General features: G+C 63.7%; 19 protein-coding genes. 6 read left to right on the top strand and 13 right to left on the bottom strand.

Features of this window, described 5'->3' with window-relative positions; translation table 11 throughout:
* Positions 1-4: 4 nt before the first annotated feature.
* Positions 5-838: a glutathione S-transferase family protein gene (locus tag FHW96_RS10975; RefSeq protein WP_253950879.1), complete on the bottom strand. Its 834-nt coding sequence runs from the start codon at positions 836-838 to the stop codon at positions 5-7.
* Entirely contained in the window at positions 835-1,704 is an 870-nt protein-coding gene (locus FHW96_RS10970; RefSeq protein ID WP_172340616.1) for a beta-etherase, read from the bottom strand. The genes FHW96_RS10975 and FHW96_RS10970 overlap by 4 nt, the downstream gene beginning before the upstream one ends.
* A 225-nt stretch (positions 1,705-1,929) precedes the next feature.
* Here FHW96_RS10970 and FHW96_RS10965 point away from each other — a divergent pair, with 225 nt between their 5' ends.
* Positions 1,930-2,589: a glutathione S-transferase family protein gene (locus tag FHW96_RS10965; RefSeq protein WP_172340615.1), complete on the top strand. Its 660-nt coding sequence runs from the start codon at positions 1,930-1,932 to the stop codon at positions 2,587-2,589.
* Here the strand turns inward: FHW96_RS10965 and FHW96_RS10960 are convergent.
* From FHW96_RS10960 to FHW96_RS10935, 6 genes are all read right to left on the bottom strand, one after another.
* Positions 2,586-2,792, bottom strand: a complete 207-nt coding sequence (locus tag FHW96_RS10960) for a hypothetical protein (RefSeq protein ID WP_172340614.1) — start codon at positions 2,790-2,792, stop codon at positions 2,586-2,588. The genes FHW96_RS10965 and FHW96_RS10960 overlap by 4 nt on opposite strands.
* A complete protein-coding gene (locus tag FHW96_RS10955) occupies positions 2,792-3,568 on the bottom strand; it encodes an SDR family NAD(P)-dependent oxidoreductase (RefSeq protein ID WP_172340613.1) in 777 nt (258 codons plus the stop codon). Before FHW96_RS10955 ends, FHW96_RS10960 begins: the two co-directional genes overlap by 1 nt.
* A 72-nt stretch (positions 3,569-3,640) precedes the next feature.
* A complete protein-coding gene (locus tag FHW96_RS10950) occupies positions 3,641-4,096 on the bottom strand; it encodes a MerR family transcriptional regulator (protein ID WP_172340612.1) in 456 nt (151 codons plus the stop codon).
* A 63-nt stretch (positions 4,097-4,159) separates the two neighbouring features.
* Complete coding sequence (locus tag FHW96_RS10945; protein ID WP_253950878.1) at positions 4,160-5,824, bottom strand: long-chain fatty acid--CoA ligase; 1,665 nt, start codon at positions 5,822-5,824, stop codon at positions 4,160-4,162.
* A gap of 37 nt (positions 5,825-5,861) precedes the next feature.
* A complete protein-coding gene (locus FHW96_RS10940) occupies positions 5,862-7,163 on the bottom strand; it encodes an OmpP1/FadL family transporter (RefSeq protein ID WP_172340611.1) in 1,302 nt (433 codons plus the stop codon).
* A gap of 31 nt (positions 7,164-7,194) precedes the next feature.
* Positions 7,195-7,599: a DUF2147 domain-containing protein gene (locus FHW96_RS10935; RefSeq protein ID WP_172340610.1), complete on the bottom strand. Its 405-nt coding sequence runs from the start codon at positions 7,597-7,599 to the stop codon at positions 7,195-7,197.
* Positions 7,600-7,824: 225 nt separating this feature from the next.
* Between FHW96_RS10935 and FHW96_RS10930 the strand changes: the two genes are divergently transcribed.
* Genes FHW96_RS10930 through FHW96_RS10915 form a run of 4 tightly spaced genes read left to right on the top strand, consistent with a single transcriptional unit; the run spans position 7,825 to position 13,369 of the window.
* A complete protein-coding gene (locus FHW96_RS10930) occupies positions 7,825-8,946 on the top strand; it encodes a thiolase family protein (protein ID WP_172340609.1) in 1,122 nt (373 codons plus the stop codon).
* Positions 8,946-11,255, top strand: coding sequence for a 3-hydroxyacyl-CoA dehydrogenase/enoyl-CoA hydratase family protein (locus FHW96_RS10925; RefSeq protein WP_172340608.1), 2,310 nt, complete (start codon positions 8,946-8,948; stop codon positions 11,253-11,255). The genes FHW96_RS10930 and FHW96_RS10925 overlap by 1 nt, the downstream gene beginning before the upstream one ends.
* 24 nt (positions 11,256-11,279) lie before the next feature.
* Positions 11,280-13,070 carry an acyl-CoA dehydrogenase C-terminal domain-containing protein gene (locus FHW96_RS10920; protein ID WP_172340607.1) on the top strand — a complete coding sequence of 597 codons (1,791 nt, stop codon included), beginning with the start codon at positions 11,280-11,282 and terminating at the stop codon, positions 13,068-13,070.
* On the top strand, positions 13,070-13,369 hold the full coding sequence (locus FHW96_RS10915) for a polyhydroxyalkanoic acid system family protein (RefSeq protein WP_172340606.1): 300 nt from the start codon (positions 13,070-13,072) through the stop codon (positions 13,367-13,369). Before FHW96_RS10920 ends, FHW96_RS10915 begins: the two co-directional genes overlap by 1 nt.
* A 39-nt stretch (positions 13,370-13,408) precedes the next feature.
* Here the strand turns inward: FHW96_RS10915 and FHW96_RS10910 are convergent, their stop codons facing one another.
* From FHW96_RS10910 to FHW96_RS10890, 5 genes are read right to left on the bottom strand one after another with little or no spacing between them, the layout of a single operon-like run.
* Positions 13,409-14,389: a polysaccharide deacetylase family protein gene (locus FHW96_RS10910; RefSeq protein WP_172340605.1), complete on the bottom strand. Its 981-nt coding sequence runs from the start codon at positions 14,387-14,389 to the stop codon at positions 13,409-13,411.
* Positions 14,390-14,410: 21 nt separating this feature from the next.
* Positions 14,411-15,859: an efflux transporter outer membrane subunit gene (locus FHW96_RS10905; protein WP_172340604.1), complete on the bottom strand. Its 1,449-nt coding sequence runs from the start codon at positions 15,857-15,859 to the stop codon at positions 14,411-14,413.
* Position 15,860: 1 nt separating this feature from the next.
* Positions 15,861-19,064, bottom strand: a complete 3,204-nt coding sequence (locus FHW96_RS10900) for an efflux RND transporter permease subunit (RefSeq protein ID WP_172340603.1) — start codon at positions 19,062-19,064, stop codon at positions 15,861-15,863.
* On the bottom strand, positions 19,061-22,213 hold the full coding sequence (locus FHW96_RS10895; RefSeq protein ID WP_172340602.1) for an efflux RND transporter permease subunit: 3,153 nt from the start codon (positions 22,211-22,213) through the stop codon (positions 19,061-19,063). The genes FHW96_RS10900 and FHW96_RS10895 overlap by 4 nt, the downstream gene beginning before the upstream one ends.
* Positions 22,210-23,466, bottom strand: a complete 1,257-nt coding sequence (locus tag FHW96_RS10890) for an efflux RND transporter periplasmic adaptor subunit (RefSeq protein WP_253950877.1) — start codon at positions 23,464-23,466, stop codon at positions 22,210-22,212. The genes FHW96_RS10895 and FHW96_RS10890 overlap by 4 nt, the downstream gene beginning before the upstream one ends.
* 85 nt (positions 23,467-23,551) lie before the next feature.
* On the opposite strand from FHW96_RS10890, the gene FHW96_RS10885 reads away from it, so the two are divergent.
* The gene (locus FHW96_RS10885) at positions 23,552-24,061 is read left to right on the top strand and encodes a DNA-deoxyinosine glycosylase (RefSeq protein WP_253950876.1); all 510 of its coding nucleotides are present in this window, start codon (positions 23,552-23,554) and stop codon (positions 24,059-24,061) included.
* Position 24,062 lies beyond the last annotated feature (1 nt).

The following is a 24,062-nucleotide window of genomic DNA, read 5'->3' as shown; positions in this document are numbered from 1 at the left end:
CCTTTTATGAGGCGGGGATCAGGCCAAGCTCGGCATCGCCGGCGGCGTGGCCCCATTTGTCGCGGGGGGGCATGGGGCGGGTGTCCCATGGCGGATCGAGGGTGAAGCTGGAGACGGCGCGCCCTTCGGGAATGCGGCCATTGCCGCCGCCTTGGGCATAATCGTAATAGAGCGTCATCAGTTCGCGGTGGCTGTGAATCGCCTTGACCGCCGGATGATCCAGACATGCTTCGCGCCAGCGCAGCAGGCGGGTGAGGAGCTGCGGCACCGCATAATCCTCGTAATATTCGAGGAACCACAGGCGCTTGAACATGGGCGCAAAAGCCACCTCGGCCCAGCCGAAACGGTCGAACAGGTAATCGCCATCCGGCGCATAATCGCGCAGGAAAGCATCGAGCCGGGCATATTGCGCATCGACCTCGGCCTTCAACGCCTCGCGCTGGGCCGGGTCACGGTTCAGGATCATGCGATAGCCCGCCCCGGTAAAGGCCCCATCGGTGGCGCAGAGCATCTGTTCCACGGCATGTTCATAAGGATCGGCGCGGGCGATGCGGACCTGCGGAAAGCGCTCGTCGAAATAGCGCATGATGACCATGCTTTCTTTCAGCGTCTCGCCATTTTCCAGTTCCAGCGCGGGCAGGGCCGTGGTCCCGCGCGTCTTGCGCAACAGCCATTCCGGGCGGGGGCGGGAAATGTCGATGTCATGATGGGCCAGCCTGTCGGCCAGCCCTTTCAGCGACAGCAAAATCTCTACCCGCTCGGAAAAGGGGCAGCCGGGGATGTGATACATGCGCAGGACGCCCGAGGGCGGTTCCTGCTCGCCCGAAGTGTGCATCATGCCTCGGCCTTTTCACCCTGATTGGTGCTTTTGGCTCCGGTGATATGGGCGGTTTCGGCTGCCGTGCTGGCCGGACCCGTGTTGCGTTTGACCAGACCCGCCACCAGCGAGGGCCCCTTGGCAAAGGGTTCAGGATCGCCCTCGCGCAATTGCAGGCCGAACAGCGGGCTCATACCCGGAATGCGGCCAAGGCCGCCGTAAAGGTCGAAACCGCGGTCGATCCAGTCGCGCAGCGGGTCATCTTCGGTCATCGGCGGAATATCGGCCACGCTGGCGCACCACAGGAATACGGCCAGCGCGCGATAGTCGGCATAGTTGGGCGTTTCCCCGCCCAGCCACTTGTGCTGGCCCAGCAGCCCGCGCAGCAATTCCAGTTCCGGCAAGACCTTGGGCAGGCGATCCTCGCGGCCCACGGCAATGTCTTCCAGCTTGCGGTTGCCGAACATGCGTTCGCGCGATTCGGTGATATAGGCGTGGTCGTGGGGGAAGGCGCGGCTGCGATATTGCAGGATATAGCAGGTCATCCACGGGCTGATCGCGGTCTTCCACAGCCAGGTTTCGAGGAATTGCGCCAGCACTTTGACCGAAGGATCGCCGATCAGCGTGGGGCGGTCGGGATATTTGGCATCCAGATATTCGGCAATCAGCCAGCTATCGAGGACATATTCGCCATCATCGCAGATCACCGGCAGGCGTTCCGAGCGTCCGCCCGTGCGTTCCAGAATGCCGGTGAACCCGCCGGGCACCACATCCAGATCGAAACCCTTGTGCTTAATCGCATATTTCGTCGCCCAGACGAAAGGACTGGTGGTGCAGCCGCTCTCGTGGTTGAGGTCGAAAAAGGTGATCTTGTTATCCTTGGCCATGGACCGCTCCCGCTGATCTGTTTGTATGTGTTACTGTCAATCTGGTGCATGGTTGGCGCGCTGCCAAGGGGGAAACGAATACTATCAGCAAGAGTAACAGGATGGGCGCCGGCTCTCTGAAGCTGTCACCCCTAATGATAGCGGGGACGCTGGCCTTGTTGCGGGGGCTGGGGCGTGTTTGCTGCGCGGGTCAACAAATAAGGCCAACAAATAAGGGATGCCGCGATGCTCGAACTTTTCACCTCCGAAACGCCCAATGGCTGGAAGGTCACGATCCTGCTGGAGGAACTGGGCGTGCCCTATAAGGTTTCGCCGATCTCGTTGACCAATCACGAGCAGAAGACGCCGGAATTTCTGGCCATCAACCCCAATGGCAAGATCCCCGCGCTGGTCGACGATGGTTTTGCAGTGTTCGAATCCGGCGCGATCCTGCTCTATCTGGCCGAGAAATTTGGCCGCTTCATTCCCGCCGATGCGCAGGGCCGCAGCCGCGCGATCCAGTGGGTGATGTGGCAGGTGGCGGGCCTTGGCCCGATGATGGGGCAGGCCACGGTCTTCAACCGCTACTTTCCGGAAAAGCTGCCCGCGGTGATCGAACGCTACACGCGCGAAAGCCGCCGCCTGCTGGGCGTGCTGGATGCGGCGCTGGAGGGGCGCGATTACCTTGTTGGCGATTATTCGATTGCCGACATCGCCTGTTTCCCATGGGTGCGCGGGCACGAATGGGCGGGGGTCACGCTCGATGGCCTGCCCAATATCGCGCGCTGGATGGCGGACATTGGCGCGCGCCCTGCGGTGCAGCGCGGATTGCTGATCCCCACTCCTCCCACCGCCGAAGAGATGGCCGCCAAGACCACCACCCAGGGCAAGGCTATTCTGGCTTAATAGCCCTCAAACAGGTCGAGGAAGGCCACCACGTCATTGTCGGTGGCGATGAACAGGCCTTCCTGCACCTCTGCTGGTTGCTGCTCGGCGATGCGCATGGCCTCGCTGAGCGGACCGTAGAACAAAGTGGTCGCTGCTCCGCCTTCTGGTCCGCCATCCAGATGATAGAGGCGGACCGAAGCATCTTCATAGGTCGTGCGCATTACTTGCGCGCCATGGCCAGCGGGGCAAAGGCCTGAGCCACGGGCATGATCTCGATCGTGTTGACATTGAGATGTTCGGGCAGGCGCAGCACCGCCTCGACCGTTTGCGCCACATCATCGGCCGACAGCGGCTTCATACCCTGATAGACGGCGGCGGCCTTGTCCTTGTCGCCGCCAAAGCGGACCTGCGAAAACTCGGTCTCACAGGCGCCCGGCTCCAGCGAGGTGACCTTGATCGGCGTGCCCAGAAGATCGGCGCGCAGGCCCAGCGAGAACTGGCGCACAAAGGCCTTGGTGCCGCCGTAAACATTGCCGCCCGGATAGGGATAGGTCGCCGCAATGCTGGCCACGTTGATGACATGGCCGCGCCCGCGCGCCACCATGCCGGGCAGCACCGCATGGGCAATGCGCACAACGCCCGTCACATTGGTTTCGATCATGGTCTCCCATTCGTCCAGATCGGCTGTATGCGCCGGGCCCAGACCCAGCGCGAGGCCGGCATTGTTGAACAGGATGTCGATCCCGGCAAAGGCTTCGGGCAGGGCGGCCAGCAGTTTCTCGCCGCAGTCCTTTTCCGTCACGTCCAGTTCAATGGTCAGCAGGCGGTCGGTATTCGCTTCTGCGGCCAGTTCATTCAAACGTTCGTGCCGTCGCCCGGTGGCGATCACCCGCGCACCCCCGGCCAACAGGCGCAGCGCCACCGCCCGGCCAAAGCCCGAGGTGGCCCCCGTCACCAAGGCGATGTGGGTTTCTGCCCAATTGGCGGTGTCACTCATGGCTGGCTCCTGCTGCGTTGCAATATCGCGGCTGAGATAGGCCGCCATCCCGGCGCAGACAAGCCCTGCGAACTATCCCCCCGCAGCAGCAATTTCCGCCAGCGTCTCGGCTTCCAGCTTTTTCAGCTCGCCCACCGTTTCCTCGATCGCCGCCCTTTGCCGCGCCAGCAGTTTCAGCCTTTCGCGGATGCGGCGCAGCAGGAGCTTCGATTGCTCGACATGCTCGGGATCGGCATCATACAGGTCGAGGAATTCGCTGATCTCGCGGATGGTGAAGCCCAGCCTTTTGCCGCGCAGGATCAATTGCATCCGCGCCACTTCGCGCCGCGCATATATCCGCGTGTTGCCCACCCGCTGCGGCTCGATCAGCCCCTTGTCCTCGTAAAAGCGTAAGGTGCGATGGGTGACATTGAGCATGGTGGCGACCTCCTGAATCCCCATCAGGTCGCGGCTCCTGCCCGTGTCCTCCGGCCCATTGTTGTTCGGCCCGGTCTCCTCCAGTTTTGCGTCCATCTCACGATCCCCCATCGGCCTATTCGACCAAAATGTTGCGCTTTTCGCAAGGGGCCAGAAGGCCTAGCCGCGCATGGCCTAACCTTCGCGCTTGCGGCGCTCCTCCTCCACCAGTTCCTTTTTCGACAATTTGCCCACCAGCGTGCGCGGCAGATGGTCGCGGATCTCGACCTCCTTGGGAATCTCGATCTTGTTGAGATAATCGCCAAGGAAATGCAGCAATTCCTGCGGCGTGGCGGTCATTCCGGCGTGCAGCTTGATGAAAAGCTTGGGGCTTTGCCCGCGATAGGCGTCGGGAATGCCGATGGCGATGGCTTCCTCCACCGCCGGGTGGTGATAGGCGGCATCCTCGATCACGCGGGGATAGACGTTAAAGCCTCCGCACAGGATCACATCCTTCATCCGGTCGACCAGGAACAGATAGCCCTCATCATCCAGATAGCCGATGTCGCCGGTGCGCAGCGCGCCGTCGACAAAAGTCTTTTCGGTGTCTTCGGGGCGGTGCCAATAGCCCTGCATCACCTGCGGCCCGCGCGCGCAAACCTCGCCCCGTTCACCCGTGGGCAGGAGTTCGCCGGTTTCCGGATTGCGGATCTCGATGATCGTGGCGGGGAAGGCCGGGCCGCAGCTGTTGTCCTTGATACGCCCGTTGATCGGGTTGCAGGTGATGATTGGGCTGGCCTCCGACAGGCCATAGCCCTCGGTGATGATCGCGCCGGTCAGCTTTTCAAACGCCTGCCGCACGTCCAGCGGCAGCGGCGCCCCGCCCGAAACGCAGGCGGACAGATGCGACAGATCGGGCGCCTCGCCCGGCGCCACCTCATTGTTCATCGCCACCCAGATGGTCGGCACGCCAAACATGATGGTGGGCTTTGTGCGCCGGATCGTGGCCAGCATCTGTTTGAGGTCAAACCGGGCCAGCAGCACGATTTCCGCGGCGATCTCGATGGAAAAGTTGAGCACCGTGGTCAGCGCAAAGACATGGAACATCGGCAACACGCCCAGCACGCGCTCCTGCGCGCTCATCGCATGGCCCAGATGGGCCAGCATCTGGGCCGAATTGGCGGTCAGATTGGCATGGCTGAGCATCGCGCCCTTGGGCGTGCCGGTGGTGCCTCCGGTATATTGCAGCACGGCCAGATCCTGCGGGCTGCGCTCAATGGCGGGCATATCGCCCTTGCGCTCGATCAGGCGGAAGAAGCCGATATGCAGATCATCCTCGCTGTACCGGGCATGTTCGCGCCGTTTCAGCACCCGCCAGCCCAAAGATTGCAGCGTGGGCAGGATGGGGGCCAGCGGACACATCACGATCTTTTCAATGCCCGCCGCCGGACCAACCTCGCGCACCTTGACATAGATGCTGGCCACATCGGGCACCGCGATCATCCGCGCGCCGGAATCGCGGATCAGGTGATCCATCTCGCGCGGGGTGTACATGGGGTTGAGATTGACGATCACCGCCCCGATTTTCAGCGCGGCAAAATACATCACCACGAAATAGGGCGTGTTGGGCAGGCACAGCGCAAAGCGATCCCCCTTGCGCAGGCCCAGCGCGTAAAGCCCGCGCGCCGCCCGGTCGGCCAGACGCCCAACCTCGCCATAGGTCCATGTGCGGCCCAGAAAGTCGAGCGCGATCCTTTCGGCATGATGCTCGACCGCCTTGTCCAGCAGATCGGTGATCAGCCGTTCTTGCGGCATCCACCCTTCCTGCTCAAGGCTCTTGGCATCATCCGTTGCAATCATCGCTCGCCCTTTCCGTTATTTTATCGTTATTTATGCGTCAGATGGTAAATCGACCGCCCAGCGCAAAGATGAACACATGGGCCGAATTGACCGTGCCGTTCATCAGGATAGGCGTTTGCGCCGCCGTGCCGACATAGGCCGCCGTGGTGCGGTTGATCGGCCCGCTGTCCAGCGTCAGGTAATTGACGCCGACATCGACCGCGAAACGCTTCGACATCTGATGCGTGGCGCCCATGGCGAACACCCAGCGGTTGGTGTCGGGCACGCGCGCATCGCGCTCGGTGCTGCGCACCGGCGTCAGGTCGCGCGCCACGCCGCTGCGCAGCGTCCAGCGCGGCGAAACGGCCACATCCACGCCCACCGCATAGCTCCAGCTGTCGCGATAGTTTTCGGGGATCGCGGTGTTATAGGGCGCGGCCAGGCGGATCGCGTCAAACTTGGACCATCCGCTGGCGGTGGCCTGCGCATTGAGCGTGATGGCCGGGGTCACGGCATAGCGGATGCCGAAAATCGCCTGCCACGGCGTGCTGAAACTGGCCGAGGTGTTGACCGTGCCATTGTTGGCCGCCAGCGGCCCCAGCAGGCCCGCCACCGTCACCGAACCATTGAGCGTATGCTTGACCGAGGACTTGTAGCTGGCCCCGATGCTGACCGGCCCGCGCTGGAGCTGGAAACCGGCCGACCAGCCCATGTCCCAGCCATTGCCCGACAGTTTCTGCGACCCGTCGGCCAGCAGCGGCGAGAGGTTGGGCAGGGCATTGCCCAGTTCGGCCTTGGCATATTCGATGTTGGCCGCCGCGCCGATACGCAGACCAGGCAGCACTTCGATGGCGATGCCGGGCTGAATGTCGATGGTCAGCAGCGAGGTGCGCAGCGCCGAATAGCGCGCCCAGCTTGTCGTGGCGTAATCGGTGGTGAAATTATACGGCGCGGTGATGGCAAGGCCCAGCGCAACCGTGTCGGTCAGGCCATAGGAGATCGCGCCGGTGGGCACGACGCCGTTTTCAATGGGGTTGCTGCTCACCTGATCGCCGCCCACGCCTGCGGGCGATTGCGCGGGGCGCACGATGATCGTGTTGACATTGGTCATCTTGGCGGCGGGCAGGATCGCGCTGGCCCCGGCATGGATGGCGATGCCCTTTTGCCCGGCAATCGCCGCCGGGTTCCACCACAAGGATTCAGGACCGGTATCGGCCACCTCGCCCGAATAGGCGCGGCCCGTGGCCTTGGGGCTTTGCTCGACGATATAGAAGCCGCTTGCCATCGCCTGCGCCGGGATCAGGCCCAGCAGCAGCGCGGAAATTTTTGCGGCACGAGAAAATTTGCGAACCGAAGTCATATTTTGCCTCCCCTTCATGGGATTGTTGCGGTCAGCGCAAGCGCTTCCAAGTCTGGCTCTTGCACAAAGGCCAGACGATGCAACCTTTTACCTTGAGCGTGTCGCGATCGATCAGGCTGAGCGTGGCCTGATAGGTGCCGCCATCGTCGCCATTATAGATCGTGCCGCCGGCCCATTCGCCGCTCTTGGCATGAAACCCTTGCAGGATCGTCAGGCCTTTGAGCATCCGGTCGCGCTGGGCGGCGTCCTTGTTCTTGGTATCGCGCAATTGCGGATTGGTGCGCAGCGCATCCGATTCCACCAGCCGCCCACAGATCGAGGGGCCGCAGGCGGCAATTTCCACCACGCCATGCTTCGTTTCGGTCTGCCACCGGCCCAGCGCATCCTGGGCGGATGGCGCGGCGGCGGCCGCCAATATCCCTAAGAGGGCAATCATCCTTTCGGCTCCTTCTCCTGACCTGCGCATCGGGGTGATCCCCAAGGTGCGGGGCCGCAGGCGTTTAGGTGCTTTGCTGCACTCTGTTCCTTGCGGCGAATCAGTGTATGCATCAAAAATTGGTTGACGTATAGGGAAACTTGGGCACCATTAGAGCAGAAGGGTGCGGGGCGTGATTCCCGTGCTACAATCCCGGCCAATAAGTCGACAAAAAGAGGATGTGCGATGCGTAACGTGGTGATTGCGGGCTATGCCCGTTCTCCTTTCCATCTGGCGGGCAAGGGCGCGCTGGCGCGGGTGCGGCCCGACGATCTGGCCGCCGATGTGGTGCGGGGGCTGATCGCACGCACGGGCGTTGATGCCGCCGCGCTCGAAGATCTGATTGTCGGCTGCGCTTTTCCCGAGGGCGAACAGGGGTTTAACATTGCCCGCCTGATCGGCCTGATTGCCGATCTGCCGCTCTCGGTGGGGGGCATGACGGTCAACCGTTTCTGCGGCTCTTCGATGAGTGCCATCCATTATGCTGCGGGCCAGATCCAGCTTGGTGCGGGCGAGGTGTTCATTGCTGCGGGCGTGGAATCGATGAGCCGTGTGCCGATGATGGGCTTTAACCCGATGCCCAATCCGGCGCTGGCCAAAAAGAGCGCGGCCTATCTGGGCATGGGCGATACGGCCGAAAACGTGGCGGCCAAATTCGGCATCAGCCGCGCGGCCCAAGAAGCCTTTGCGGTGGAGAGCCAGCGCAAGGCGGGCGCGGCCATCGCGGCGGGCCTGCTTTCCGATGAAATCGTGGCCGTGGGCGGCGTGGAGGCCGACGGCACCCCGCGCCCCGGCACCACGGCTGAGGCTCTGGCGGGCCTCAAGCCTGCCTTTTCCGCCAATGGCAGCGTGACGGCGGGCACCGCCAGCCCGCTGACCGATGGCGCCGCCGCCGTGCTGGTGTGCAGCGAGGATTATGCTGTCGCCAACGGCCTGCCCATTCTGGCGCGGATCAAATCGGTGGCCATCAGCGGATGTGCGCCCGAAATCATGGGCATGGGGCCGGTTGAATCCAGCCGCAAGGCGCTGGCCCGCGCGGGGATTTCGGTGGGCGATCTTGATGTGGTCGAACTCAACGAAGCCTTTGCCAGCCAGAGCCTTGCCTGCATCGGCGAACTGGGGCTGGACGTGGCCAAGGTCAACATTGACGGCGGGGCGATTGCCATCGGCCACCCGCTGGGCGCGACCGGCGCGCGCATCGTCGGCAAGGCGGCCAGCCTTTTGAAGCGCACCGGGGGCCGCTATGCTCTGGCCACGCAATGCATCGGCGGCGGGCAGGGGATCGCCACGGTTCTGGAGGCCATCTGATGGTGAAGGAACTCTGTGTGATCGGCGCCGGGACCATGGGCGCCGGCATCGCGGCGCAGGCGGCCAATGCGGGCGTGCCGGTGCTGCTGCTGGATATCGTGCGGGACGCTGCGGATCGTAACTCTGTTGCGGCTGGCGCGATTGAGCGGCTGAAGAAAGCTGAACCGGCGGCCTTCATGAGCAAGGCGGCGGCGCGGCTGGTCGAGGCGGGCAATATTGAGGATGATCTGGGCCGGGTTGCCGAATGCGACTGGGTGATCGAGGCGATTGTCGAAAAGATCGAGCTGAAGCACGCGCTTTATGAAAAGCTGGAGGCGGTGCGGACGCCGGGGACGGCGATTTCGTCGAACACCTCGACCATTCCGCTCGACCGCCTGATCGAGGGGCGCAGCGAGGCCTTCGCCCGCGATTTCCTCATCACTCATTTCTTCAACCCTCCGCGTTACATGCGCCTGCTGGAAATTGTGGCCGGGCCCAAGAGCGACCCCGCACTGGTGGCCAAGGTTTCCGATTTTGCCGATCGCGCAATGGGCAAGACCGTGGTGCGCGCCAAAGACACGCCCGGCTTCCTCGCCAATCGCGTGGGGACATACTGGCTTCAGGCGGCGATCAATGCGGCTTTTGAGCAGGGCGTTTCCATCGAGGATGCCGATGCCATCGGCGGCAAACCGATGGGCGTGCCCAAGACCGGGATCTTCGGTCTGGTCGATCTGGTGGGCATTGATCTCATGCCCTATCTCAAGGCCAGCCTGACCGGCACTCTGCCTGCCAATGACCCCTATCAGTCCATCGCCCATGACCATCCGCTGATCCTGAAAATGATCGCGGAGGGCTATACCGGGCGCAAGGGCAAGGGCGGCTTTTACCGGATCAATAAGGAAGCCGGGAAGGTCAAGGAAGCGATCAACCTGAGCACCGGGGATTATGCCAAGGCGGCCAAGCCCGTCTCGATCCCTTCGGCGGCGCAGAAGGATTTGAAGGCGCTGATTTCCGCGCCGGGCGTGGTGGGTGCCTATGCCTGGGCCGTGCTGGGGCCGACATTGGCCTATGCGGCGGGGCTGATTGGCGAGGCATCGGACGACATTCTGGCCATCGATGTAGCGATGAAGCTGGGCTATAATTGGAAATATGGCCCGTTTGAGCTGATAGACCGGATTGGCGGCGCGGATTTCGTTGCCCGTTTACAGGCCGAGGGGCGCGAGATTCCCGCGATCCTGACGCTGGCGGCGGGGCGTCCGTTTTACCGCGTTGAGGAAGGCGTGCGCCAATATCTGGGCGCCGATGGCGAGTATCACGCGATTGCGCGGCCCGATGGCGTGCTGTTGCTGGAGGACATCAAGGCGGCGTCCAAGCCGGTGCTGAAAAGCGCTTCGGCGGCGCTGTGGGATATTGGCGACGGCGTGGTGGCGCTGGAATTCACCGGCAAGATGAACGCGCTCGACGGCGAGGTGATGAAGCTGATCGAGAAGACGATTCCGCTGGTGGCCGAGCAGTACAAGGCGCTGGTGGTCTATAATGAAGGTTCGAACTTCTCGGCTGGTGCGAACCTTGGCCTTGCCATCTTCGCCATCAACATCGCCGCATGGGGCGAGGTGGAGAAGCTGGTTGCGGGCGGACAGAAGGCGTATAAGGCGCTGAAATACGCACCCTTCCCGGTGGTGGCCGCGCCCTTTGGCATGGCGCTGGGGGGCGGGTGCGAGATCTGCCTCAATGCCGATGCGGTGCAGGCCCATGCCGAAACCTATATCGGTCTGGTCGAATGCGGCGTGGGGCTGATCCCCGGCTGGGGCGGATGCGGGGAATTGATGGTCCGCGCCGCGCAAAGCCCCAAGGCGCCCAAGGGGCCGATGCCCCCGGTGGCCAAGGCGTTTGAAACGATCTCGACCGCCACGGTCGCCAAATCGGCGGCCAATGCCAAGGAGATCGGTTATTTGCGCCCCAGCGACGGCATCACCATGAACCGCGACCGCCTGCTGGCAGACGCCAAGGCGCGGGCGCTGGCGATGGTCGAGGGCTATACCCCGCCCGCGCCGCCCACTTTCCGCCTGCCCGGCGCCAGCGGCAAGACCGCGCTGGAACTGGCGGTCAAGGGCTTCCGCGCGCGCGGCCTTGCCACGCCCTATGACGAGGTGGTGGCCGACAAGCTGGCCACGGTTCTGACCGGGGGGGATGCCGATGTGGTCGATACTGTAACCGAAGAGCAGCTATTGGCGCTGGAGCTGCGCGAATTCATGACGCTGGTGCGCGATAGTCGTACGCAGGCGCGGGTGGAGCATATGCTGACCACCGGCAAGCCGCTGCGCAATTGACGCCGGTATAACAGGAGAGGTTTTATGCAGGTCTATACCGCACCCTTGCGCGATATGCGCTTTGTTCTGAATGAATTGCATCAGGATGACGGCTTTGGCGGGCTCTCGGTGCATGAGGAATTCACCACCGATCTGACCGATGCCGTTTTGGAAGAGGCGGCCAAGCTGTGTCAGGACGTGCTGCTGCCCATCAACCTTTCGGGCGATGCCGAAGGGTGCCGCTATGAAAACGGCGTGGTGCGCACGCCCAAGGGCTTCAAGGAGGCCTATGACCAGTTCGTGCAGAGCGGCTGGGGCGGCCTTGTCATGCCGGTCGAATATGGCGGGCAGGGGTTGCCCGAGGCGGTGGGCAAGCTGGTCGAGGAGATGATCTGCGCCACCAATGTCTCCTTCAGCCTCTATCCCGGCCTGACAGCGGGGGCAGTGACGGCGCTCAACGCCTATGCCAGCGAGGAATTGAAGGCGGCCTATCTGCCCAAGATGATCAGCGGCGAATGGTCGGGCACGATGAACCTGACCGAACCGCATTGCGGGACCGATCTGGGCCTGCTGCGCACCAAGGCCGAGCCGGTGGGCGATGGCAGTTACAAGCTGACCGGCTCGAAGATCTTCATTTCGGCGGGCGAGCAGGATTTGACCAGCAACATCATCCATCTGGTGCTGGCGCGTCTGCCCGATGCGCCCAAGGGGGTGAAGGGGATCAGCCTGTTCCTCGTGCCCAAGTTCCTGCCCGATGAGGCGGGCAATCCGGGCGCGCGCAATGGCGTGCGCGCCAGCGGGATCGAGCATAAGATGGGGATCAAGGCGAGTGCCACCTGTCAGATGCAGTTCGATGAGGCTATCGGCTGGCTGGTTGGCGAGCCGCATCGGGGCCTTGAGGCGATGTTCACGATGATGAATGCCGAGCGCGTGGGCGTGGGCATTCAGGGGTTGGGCATTGGTGAGGCGGCCTATCAGTCGGCCGTGTGGTATGCCAAGGATCGGCTTCAGGGGCGTTCGCTTTCGGGCGCGAAATATCCCGATAAGGCGGCGGACCCGATCATCGTTCACCCCGATGTGCGCAAGAACCTGCTGACCATGCGGGCCTATAATGAGGGCTGTCGGGCGCTGGGCGCATGGGTGGCGCGCGGGCTGGACGCGGAAAAGCACGCAACCGACCCCGAGGTTCGCCAGCGGGCCGAGGATTTCGTCGCGTTGATGACGCCGGTGGTCAAAGCCTTGTTCACCGACCTTGGCCATGACAGCGCGAGCCTTGCGGTGCAGGTCTATGGCGGCCATGGCTATATCCATGAAAGCGGGGTCGAGCAGTATCAGCGCGATGCCCGTATCGCGATGATCTATGAAGGCACCAACGGCATTCAGGCGCTCGATCTGGTCGGGCGGAAACTGGGCGCGCATATGGGGCGCTATTTGCGCAGCTTCTTCCATCCCGTGTCGGCCTTTATCGAGGAGAACAAGGGCGAAGGCCCGATGCAGAAGATGATCGAGGGGCTGGAAAAGGCCTTTGGCGCTTTGCAGCTTTCCACCGCGACGATTGCCGAAAAGGGCATGAAGGACGCCGAGGAAGCAGGGGCGGCGGCCAGCGATTATCTGCGCCTGCTCGGCCTTGTCGGCATGGCCTATTGCTTTGCTAAATCGACCAAGATCGCCGGGCTGCAATTGTTCTTCGGCACCGAGGACAAGGCGTTTTACGAGACCAAGATCAAGACCGCGACCTTCTTCTTTGAAAAGATCCTGCCGCAGGCGACCACGCATTTCCTTGCCATCAAGGCGGGCAAGGGCGCGCTGATGGCCTTTGCCGAGGATGAATTCTGATGGACATTTCGATTCCCCACAGCCTTGGCCGGGTTGAGGCCAGGCGCCGCATCGAGGTGGGCCTGCCCAAGCTTGCCGCCCATATTCCGGGCGGGGGGGCTCTTACCTCGGAATGGGCGGGCGATTATGTGCTGAACATGACGATTACGGCGCTCGGCTCGCGCATTCCGGTGTCGCTGACCATCGAGGAAGACCGGCTCAGCGGCAGCCTTGAGGTGCCCGCTCTGATGAGGATGATGCAGGGGCAGGTGGCCGAATTTGTGGAACTCAGCGCAGGCAAGATGCTCGACAAGGCCTGATGAAAAAAGGGCGGCGGTTTTGCGCCGCCGCCCTTTTCCTCAATTCTTGTGCTGGTCGTTTTCGAGGCGCTCGTATTCGTCCTCGATCTGCTTGGGCGCATCCTGCCAGCTCGTCCACGGCAGGCCCTTTTTCAGCGTATAGGACCAGCGCTCCATCCACTCGATCCCGTCCTTGCCGACATAGGGATCGCGGGTTTTATAGGCCGGATCGCGCATCGCCGCCTCCAGCGTGACGGGCCGCAGCTTGCGCCGCTTCAGGATCGCGGAGAGTTCGTCGATGCTGTCGGCATTGAGCCGCGTGTCGTGGAGCAGCATGACAAAGGCGATCTGGCGCCCGAACAGCGCGTCCGAGGCCTTCTGATACCAACTGATCGCGCGTTCGGTATAATCGAGATATTGCTTGCGCACGCGCAGCCGCCGCGCCTCGTCATGGCGGGCCAGCGCATCCTCATAGGGTTCGGCAAACATCCAGTCGTCAGCGTCGATCGTGACCGGCGCAATACGATAGCCATGCTGGCCCAGCCATGCGTTGATTGCGTGCTTGACCGCCTCGGGCGCGCCGGTTTCAAGATAGGGATGACGGAACCAGTCCAGCTTGCGCCCCCGCGCGGCCAGCAATTCGCGCGTCACCGGCTCGCCCTTGGCAATATCGGCAATATAGCCCGCCGCGCCCAGATCATTGGGCGATTCATGGCTGAACGTGTGGTTGCCCAGATCCTTGCCCGCATCCAGCCATAGTTTCAGATTGGTGATCTGGCGCGCGCGCACTGCCTCGTCCAGCTTCGATTCGTTGACGAAGCCGATGGCGGGCATATGGTTGCGCCGCAGCCCGCGCAGCAAGGTTCGGTTGATGTAATCCAGCCATGCCTGATCGTTGAACAGGCTCAACCCCGGCAAATCGTCAAAAGTCAGCGCAACCTTGCCCATTTGCGCAGGCGGCGGGGCCAAAGGTTGCGCCAAAACCGGCGTGCCGCCCGCCATCAGCGCCAGTGCTGCCACCGCGCCCCAAACTCCACGCATGTCTTATATTCCCCCGTTTCATCATTTGACGGCGGGGTGCAACTCCACACCGTCTCGCCATTCGCCGCCGATGGCCTGTATCAGGGCCACGGCGGCGGTCTGTTGATTGACGGTATTCTGTATCAGATTAACACGCGCCGAATAGGCTGTGGATTGTGCGGAGGAAACGCTGGTGAAATCGACCGTGCCGGCCTGATACTGGTTGCGGATGATGGTTTCGGCCCGTGCCGCAGCGGCATTGGCGGCGGCGTAATGGGGTGCCTCGGCGCGATAGGCCGAGACGGCGGACAGGTTGGTTTCCACCTCCTGAAACGCATTGAGCACGCTCTGGCGATAGGTGGCCACAGCCGCATTATAGGCCGCGCGGGCCTGCGCCACCTTGGCCGAACGCGCGCCAAAGTCGATCAGCGTTTCGGCAGCGCTCGCCCCCAGCGACCAGAGCGAGGTGGCCGCGCTGAACAGGTTGGTCATCGTGGTGGAGTTCGACCCCACCGAGCCGGACAGGGTGATCGAGGGGAAGAAGGCCGAGCGCTGAATGCCGATGGCCGAATTGGCGGCAGCCACCGATCTTTCGGCATTGGCGATGTCGGGGCGGCGTTGCAGGATGTCGCCCGGCATCACGCCCGGCACCGAAGGCAGCGCCGGGTTCCACGCCGCCGGGGCCAGATGGAAGGTGGAGGGGTTTTCGCCCACCAGCACCGCGATGGCATTTTCATAGGATGCGCGCTGGCGCTCCAGATCGCGCAAATTCGCCTCGGCATTTGACAAGGTGGCCTGCGCGCTTTGCACATCGGCTTCGCTGATGGTCCCGGCGGAGAGCTTGTTGCGCGTCACCTCCAGCGAGCGGCGATAGGAGGCCACACTGTCGGTCAGCATCGCCTTTTGCGCGTCGATCCCGCGCAATTGGAAATAATTGGTGGCCAATGTGCCCCGCGCCGAGAGCGTGGCATTGGCCAGCGTGGCGGCCGATGCCTGCGCCTGCGCCTTGGACTGGCGCGTGGTATCGGCCAGCTTGCCCCAGATGTCGGGGGTCCAACTGGCGCTGCCGGTGGCCGAAATGGTGGTGCCGGTACGCGTCACGCTGCCGCCCGACCCTGTGGTGGTGCCGGTGCTGTTGGCGGCAAAGGTGCCGCTGCGCGTGTCGCTGGCGCTGGCGCTGATGGTGGGGAAGAGCGCGGCGCGATTGGCGCGCACCACCGCCTCGGCCTGCGCATAGGCGGCGCGGTAATAGGCGACGTTCTGGTTGGTCACCTCCACCTTTTCCTCCAAAGCGTCCAGCGCGGGATCGCCGAAGAGCTTCCACCATTGCCCCTTGGCCACATCATCGGCGGGCATGGCGGGCGCCCATCCGGCATCGCCCTTGAAGGCGGCGGCGGGGGCGGCGCTGGTGGGTACATGATATTTGGGGGCCATGCTGCATCCCGACAGGGCCAGCGCTGTGGTAAGGGCAAAAAGGGTGCGCTTCATCATATCAGGCTTCCAGAGGTTCTGCGTCACCATGACGGGCCAGCAGATGTTCATGGGGAGAGCGGCGGCGCCATTTGTCCACCGCCAGATAGACCACAGGCGTCGTCAGCAGCGTCAGCATCTGGCTGACGATCAGCCCGCCCACGATGGCAATGCCCAGCGGGCGACGCAGTTCGGCGCCGTCGCCAAAACCGATGGCCAGAGGCAAGGCCCCCAGCGCGGCGGCCAGCGTGGTCATCAGGATCGGGCGGAAACGCAGCAGGCTGGCCTCGCGGATCGCCTCGAAGGAGGACAGCCCGCGCGAACGTTCCGATTCGATGGCAAAATCGATGATCAGGATCGCGTTCTTCTTCACAATGCCGATCAGCAGCACGACCCCGATCAGCGCGATGATATCGAACTGCCCCCCCGTCACGATCAGCGCAAAGATCGCCCCCACGCCCGCCGAGGGCAGGGTGGAGAGCACTGTCAGCGGGTGGATCGCGCTTTCATACAGAATGCCCAGCACGATATAGATCGTGACGATCGCGGCCACGATCAGCATCGGCATCGAACCGGTCGATTGCTGAAACACCTTGGCCGTGCCGCCGAAATCGCCATGGACGCCGGCGGGCAGCGCCAGATCGGCCTGCGTTTTGGCAATGGTCTGCGCGGCCTGCCCCAGCGAGAGGCCCGGCGGCAGGTTGAACGAGATCGTCGCCGAGGGCTCGCCATCGGTATGGCTGACGCTGGCCGCGGTTGATGCGTTGGACCATGCCGCCACGGTCGAGAGCGGCACCTGCGAGGTGGCCGCGCTGCTCACCGCGCTGCCCTTGGCCGCATTGCTGCCCAGCGAGGCATTGGCGTTGGTGGCCGTGGTGGACGAGGACAAGGTGCCGCCCACCGGCAGATAGAGATTGCCCAGCGCTTCCGGCTTGCCCGAATAGGTCGGGTCGGCCTCCATCACCACATGATACTGGTTCAGCCCCTGATAGATCGAGGCGACCTGCCGCTGGCCAAAGGCGTCATAGAGCGTCTGGTCGATGGTGTTCATGGTGATGCCGAGGCTGGCCGCGCGGTTGCGGTCAACAGTGACAAAGGCGCTGGCGCCCGCGTCCTGCTGGTCAATATCCACGTCGGTGATCGCCTGCGGCTGGGCCTTCAGGGCTTTGACCAGCTTCTCGCCCGCCTCGCGCAGCATCTGGGCGCTCTCGGCGTGGAGGACATATTGATAGGTTGCGCTGGTCTGTCGCCCCCCCGCCTGCAAATCCTGCACCGGGTTGAGAAACACGCTGACCCCGCGCACCCGCGCCAGTTTGGGGCGCAGGCGGGCGATGACATCGTTGATCGGCGGGCGCTCTCCGCGCGGTTTCAGATTGACGAACATAAAGCCCGAACCCGCGCGCCCGCCCCCGGTAAAGGCCACCAGCGTGGCGACGGCCGGATCGGCGCGGATGATGTTGGCCGCCTGCGTCAGCTTGTCGGCGGTGGCGGTAAAGGACATGGATTGATCGACGCGCAGGCCGCCGGTCATCGCGCCCGTATCCTGTTGCGGCAGCAATCCCTTGGGCGCGACCACGATCAGGAACACGTTCAGGATCACCGCGCCCAGCAGCAGCAGCAGCACCGGCCCGCGATGGTTCAGCGCCCAATCCAGCCGCCGCGCATAACGCGCATGGAGTCCATCGAAAAACCGCCGCGAGGCGCGGAACAGGGCATTGTCCTTTTCCACCCCCGGTGCGGCCAGCGCCCGGCTGGCCAGCATCGGCGTGACCGTCAGGCTGGCGATCAGGCTGATGCCCACCGCCGCCGTCATGGTCAGCGCAAATTCGCGCATCAGCCGCCCCATCACCCCGCCCATGAAGATCAGCGGCACAAACACCGCGACAAGGGACAGCGAGATGGACAGCACGGTAAAGCCCACTTCGCGCGCGCCGCGCAGGGCGGCGGGGAAGGGGGGCATCCCTTCCTCGACATGGCGGGCGATGTTTTCAACCACCACGATGGCATCGTCGACCACGAAGCCGGTCGCCACGGTCAGCGCCATGAGCGAAAGATTGTCGAGCAGAAAGCCCGACATATACATCACCCCCAACGTGCCCAGCAGCGAGACGATCACCGCCGCCGCCGGGATCAGCGTCGCGCGCCAGCTTTGCAGAAACACGCTGACCACGATCACCACCAGCAGTGTGGAGACAAGCAGCGCGATCTCCACCTCATGCAGCGAGGAGCGGATGGTGATCGTGCGGTCGGTGGCGATGTTGAGCTTGATGTCGGCGGGCAGCAAGGCTTGCAGCCCCGGCACCTGCGCGCGCAGGGCATCGACTGTCTGCACGATATTGGCGTCGGGCTGGCGGGTGATGATGATGGGCACCGACTTCTTGCCGTTGAACAGGCCCATCGTGTGCAGTTCTTCGGGCCCGTCGACTACGCGGGCGATGTCGGACAGGCGCACCGGTGCGCCATTGCGCCATGCGATGATCATGGGGGCAAAATCGCTGGCCTTCAATGCGGCGGCATTGGAGAAAATCTGCCAGGACAGGCCGCCCTTGGAAATGTCGATGCCTTCCAGCACGCCTCGGGGCCGGTTCGCGCTGGCCGATTGCAGGGCGGTGCGCACATCCTCCAGCCCGATCCCGGCGCGGGCCAGCTGCATCGGGTTGATCTCGATCCGCACGCCGGGCAAAGCCGCGCCGCCCAGCTCGACATTGCCCACCCCGTTCACCTGAAGCAGCTTTTGCTGCACGATGTTCGACACCGCATCATAGATCTGCTCGGGCGTGCGGGTCGGGCTGGTCAGGGCAAGGATCAGGATCGGCGCATCGGCCGGGTTCATCTTGCGATAGGTGGGATTGGTTTTCAGTGTTGAGGGCAGATCGGCCCGCGCGGCGGCAATCGCGGCCTGAACATCGCGTGCCGCGCCATCAATATTGCGAGAAAGATCGAATTGCAGCACCACCTGAGACGAGCCGAGCGAGGAGCGCGAGGTCATCTCGGTCACGCCCGCAATCGTGCCTAGGCGGCGCTCCAGCGGGCTGGCCACGGTGCTGGCCATGGTCGATGGGCTGGCGCCGGGCAGGCTGGCCTGCACCATCACCGTGGGAATATCGACGCGGGGCAGGGGCGCGACGGGAAGCTGGAAAAACGCTGCAATGCCCGCCAGCGCCACCCCGATGGTGAGCAATATCGTGCCGACCGGACGGCGGATGAAGGGCGCGGAGATATTCACGCCGCCTGCTCCCCTTGCGCGCGACTCCGGCGGGCCTGACGCCGCGCCCGCCAGTTTTCAAAGGCGAGGAAAATGACCGGCGTGGTGAACAGCGTCAAAACCTGAGACAGGATCAGGCCCCCCGCGATGGACAGGCCCAAAGGCTGGCGCAATTCATGGCCCATGCCCGAACCGAAGATCATCGGGATGGCGGCAAACAGCGCGGCAAAGGTGGTCATCATGATCGGACGGAAGCGCAGATGGGCGGCGCGGCGGATCGCTTCGCCCGCCTCCATTCCTTCCTCGCGCATGGCGGCAATGGCAAAGTCGATCATCATGATCGCGTTTTTCTTCACAATGCCGATCAGCAGCACGATGCCGATGATCCCGATCACCCCCAGCCCATAAGAGGTCAGCGCCAGTGCGATCAGAGCCCCCACGCCCGCCGAGGGCAGGGTGGAGAGAATTGTGACGGGATGGATGAAGCTTTCATACAGCACGCCCAGCACGATATAGACCGTGATGATCGCGGCCAGCACCAGCACCAGTTCGTTCGAAAGCGCCGAGCGGAAGGCCGAGGCCGAGCCGGAAAAATCCATCGTCAAAGAGGATGGCATGCCCAGATCCTTGGCCACCTGTTCGATGGAGGACACCGCATGGCCCAGCGAGACGCCCGGCGTCACATCGAAACCGATCGTGGCCGAGGGGAATTGCCCCTCGCGCGCCAGAACCAGCGGGCTGGTGCCCTCGCGGATCGTGGCGATGGTGCCCAGCGGCACCTGCGTGCCCGAGGACAGCGGGATATAGAGCTGCCCAAGGCTTTGCGGATCGGACAGCATCTGCGGGCTGGCCGAGAGGATCACGCGGTTCTGGCTCGACTGGGTATAGATCGTCGAGATGATCCGCTGGCCAAAGGCATCATAGAGCGCATTGTCGACGCTGAGCACCGAAAGGCCCAGACGTGCCGCCGCATCGCGGTTGACGTCCACGATCACGCTGCGCCCTTGCCCCAGCGCGGGCGCATTGACATCGCGCAGCGAGCTTTCGCTTTTCAGCGCCTGTGCCAGTTTTTGCCCCCAGGTGTTGACCGTATCCTGATCCGCGCCATGCAGGGCAAAGCGATAGGGCGTCAGGCCCGTTTCGGTGTCGATGGTCAGATCCTGCACCGGCTGGAAATAGAGCTGAACCCCCGGCACACCGGCTGCGCTTTCGCGCAGGCGGGTCATGATCGCCTCCTGACCCTCACGCGCGCTGATGGGCTTCAGGTTGATGACCATCCGCCCCTGATTGACGGTGGTGTTCGTGCCATCGACGCCCACGCTGGAGGAGAGCGATTCCACGCCCGGATCCTCCAGCATCCTGGCCGCCACCTGCTGTTGCAGATGGGCCATGCGGGTAAAGCTGATGTCCTGCGCGGCGACCAACGTCGCGCGGATTTGCCCGGTATCCTGGGTCGGAAACAGGTTTTTCGGGATCGCCCAGAATAGCGCCGCCGTCACCACCAGTGAACCGGCAAAGACCAGCATGGTCAGGCCCGAACGTTCCATCACCCAGGCCAGCGCGCGGGCATAGGCGGCGGCGAGGCGGTCGAACTGGTGCATCGCCTTGTCCACGATGACAAAGCGGCGCTCCTCATGCTCGGGCCGCAGCCAGCGCGCGGCCAGCATCGGCACGGCGGTGAGCGCCACCAGCGCGGACAGGGCAATGGTAACGGCAAGGCTGATGGCAAATTCGCGAAACAGCCGCCCGACCACATCGCCCATGAACAACAACGGGATCAGCACCGCGATCAGGCTGACGGTCAGGCTGATGATGGTAAAGCCAATCTCGCTGGCGCCCTTGAGCGCGGCGTCAAAGGGCTTCATCCCTTCCTCGACATAGCGGGCTATATTCTCGATCACCACGATGGCATCGTCGACCACGAAACCGCTGGCGATGGTCAGCGCCATCAGCGTGAGATTGTTGATCGAAAAGCCCAGCGCCCACATGGCCGCAAAGGCGCCCACCAAGGACAGAGGCACCGAAATCGCCGCCACCATCGTTGCGCGGATGCTGCCCAGAAACAGGAAGATCACCAGCACCACGAGGCCCACGGCCAGCACCAGTTCGAATTGCACATCCTCGACGCTGGCGCGAATGCCCTCGGTGCGGTCGGTCAGGATGTTGACCTTGACGTCGGCGGGCAATTGCGCGGTGAGGTCCGGCAGCGCCGCCTTGATCGCATCGACCGTGGCGATGACATTGGCGCCGGGCTGGCGCTGAACGTCAATGATGACGGCGCTCTGCTTGTTCATCCAACTGGCGGTGCGGGTGTTTTCCACGCCCGCTTCCACGCTGGCCACATCGGACAGGCGGATCGGCGCGCCATTGGCATAGGTGATGACCAGATTGGCGTAATCTTTCGCGCTGCCCAACTGGTCATTGGCGTCGATGGTCCAGCTTTTGGTGATCCCGTCAAAGCTGCCCTTGGCCATGTTGACATTGGCGTTGGAAATCGCGCTGCGGATGCTTTCGAGGCTCAGCCCCCGCGTGGCCAGCGCCTGAACATTGGCGATGATGCGCACGGCGGGGCGCTGTCCGCCCGAGAGCGAGACAAGGCCCACGCCCGAAACCTGCGCGATCTTGTTCGAAAACTGCCGCTCGACAATCCCCTGCACCTCGCCCAGCGGGCGGGTTTTCGAGGAAACGCCCAGCGTGATGACCGGCGCGTCGGCCGGGTTCACCTTGGCATAGACCGGGGGCGCGGGCAGATCGGACGGCAGCAAACTGTTCGCCGCATTGATCGCGGCCTGCACCTGCTGCTCGGCCACGTCCAGCGCCATGCCCAGATCGAATTGCAGCGTGATGACCGAGGCCCCGCCCGAGGAATTCGAGGTCATGCGCGTCAGGCCCGGCATCTGGCCGAACTGGCGTTCCAGCGGGCTGGTGACGGTCAGCGCCATCACATCGGGGCTGGCGCCGGGATAGAGCGTGCGCACCTGTATCGTGGGATAATCCACCTGCGGCAGCGCCGAGAGCGGCAATTGCTTCCACGCGATGAAGCCTGCCAGCAGCAGCGCGATCATCATCAGCGTGGTGGCCACAGGGCGCAGGATGAAGGGCCGCGATGGGCCGCCTATCACTTTCTCGGTCGGAATCGCGTCCGGGCCGGTTTCCACGGGCGCGCTCATTGGGCTGCCTTGCGCTTGCCCTTGTGTTCGCCCGCACCGCCGGGGCCGCCCGATCCGGCCAGACGCACGGTCGAGCCATCATCAAGCCCGTCCGCGCCCTCGGCCACAACCATCTGGCCCTTGCTCAGGCCCGACAGAACGGCGGTGTTCCTGCCATCGCTGGGGCCGACCTTGACCACGGTCAGCTTCACCTTCTTGTCAGGCTGCACCACGAACACGAAATCGCCCGGCGCGCCGTGACGCAGCGCCGAAACCGGCACCACCGGCACCTGATGCAGCGTATCGACCAGCATCTTCACATTGACGAACTGATTGGGGAAAAGGGCCTTCACCGCCGCCGGATTGGCAAAGCGCGCCTTGGCTTTGACCGTGCCGGTGGTGGTGTCGATCTGATTGTCAAAGGTCGAGAATGTGCCCTTGGCCAGCTCGCTCTTGCCGTCCTGATCATAGGCGATGACGGGCAGACCGGAACCCTTGGCGGCAATCGCGTTCAATTGTCCCTGCGGCACCGTGAAGGCGACATCGATGGGATCTGTGCGCGTGATCGTGGCAATGCCCGCCGTGTCCGAAGGCGTGACATAGGCGCCCACGCTGACCTGACGCAGGCCGATACGGCCCGAGAAAGGCGCCTTGACCGCGGTATATTGCAAATTCAGCTTGGCCGTCCCCACGGCGGCGCGGTCAGCCGAAACCGTGCCTTCCAACTGGCCCACCGTCGCGCGCTGGGTGTCGAGCGTCTGGCGCGCCACCGAATCCTGCGAGGCCAGCGTCTCATAGCGCTTGAGGTCCAGCTTGGCCGAATTCAACTGCGCCATATCCTTGGCCAGAGTCCCCTCGGCCTGAGCCAGCGAAAGGCGATAGGGGCGCGGGTCGATCTGGGCGATGACCTGTCCTTCGCGCACCTGCTGGCCTTCCTTGAACAGGATGGCGAAAACCGTGCCCGAAAGCTGGCTGCGCACGGCGGCCGAATCGATGGGCGTCACCGTGCCGATGGCGTTAACCTCGACCGGCATATCGCCAAGGCCCACCGGCACGGCCGAAACCGCCGCCGCAGGCCGCCCGGAGCGCGCATTCTTTTGCGCCCCGGCGCCTGCAAACCATTTGCCGATCAGCGCCACCGCCACCAGTCCGATCACCACCAGCGCATAGGCCAGCCAAGGTTTGCGGCGGGGCCGATGGTCTTCATAATAGGGCGCGGTGTCGGACATGGTGGCATACTCCATCGGCGGCAAGACCGGTGTTTCAAAGGACATCAGAACGCGGCAAGCGATCCACAGCTTGCCCATCGGTTACATTTGGCAGATTGCCACAAGCTGACAACGAAGAAAGTATCGTCAATTGCAACAGAACGTAACAGGCGAGATGCGCTCTGCGGCATTTACGATGGTGGCTGATGACCGGACCCGACTCTTGCTGCTGGGCAGCCTGCCGGGGCAGGCCTCGCTGGCAGCGGGGCGATACTATGCCCATCCGCGCAACCAGTTCTGGCGCCTGCTCTCGCCGGTGGTCGGGGCGGATCTGATGGCAATGGAATATCAGGCGCGGCTTGCTACGCTGCTGGGCGCGGGAATCGGCCTGTGGGATGTGGTGGAAAGCGCCCGGAGGCGCGGCAGTCTCGACGCCGACCTGCGCGAGGTGGAGGCGCGGGATCTGCGCGGCGCGGCGGCCCGCCTGCCCGCGCTGCGGGCGATGGGGTTTAACGGGGCCAAGGCCTTCGCCATTGGGCGGGGGCAGCTCGGTGATGATTTTCCGGTGCCCCTGATCGCCCTGCCGTCCAGCAGCCCGGCTCATGCGGTGGGGATTGAGGCGAAGCAACCGGCATGGGCGGCGTTGGGGCAGTGGCTTTAAA

The organism is Novosphingobium sp. SG751A (genome assembly GCF_013149295.1).
Taxonomy (GTDB): Bacteria; Pseudomonadota; Alphaproteobacteria; order Sphingomonadales; family Sphingomonadaceae; genus Novosphingobium.
This window is presented reverse-complemented; position numbering and strand designations above follow the sequence as displayed.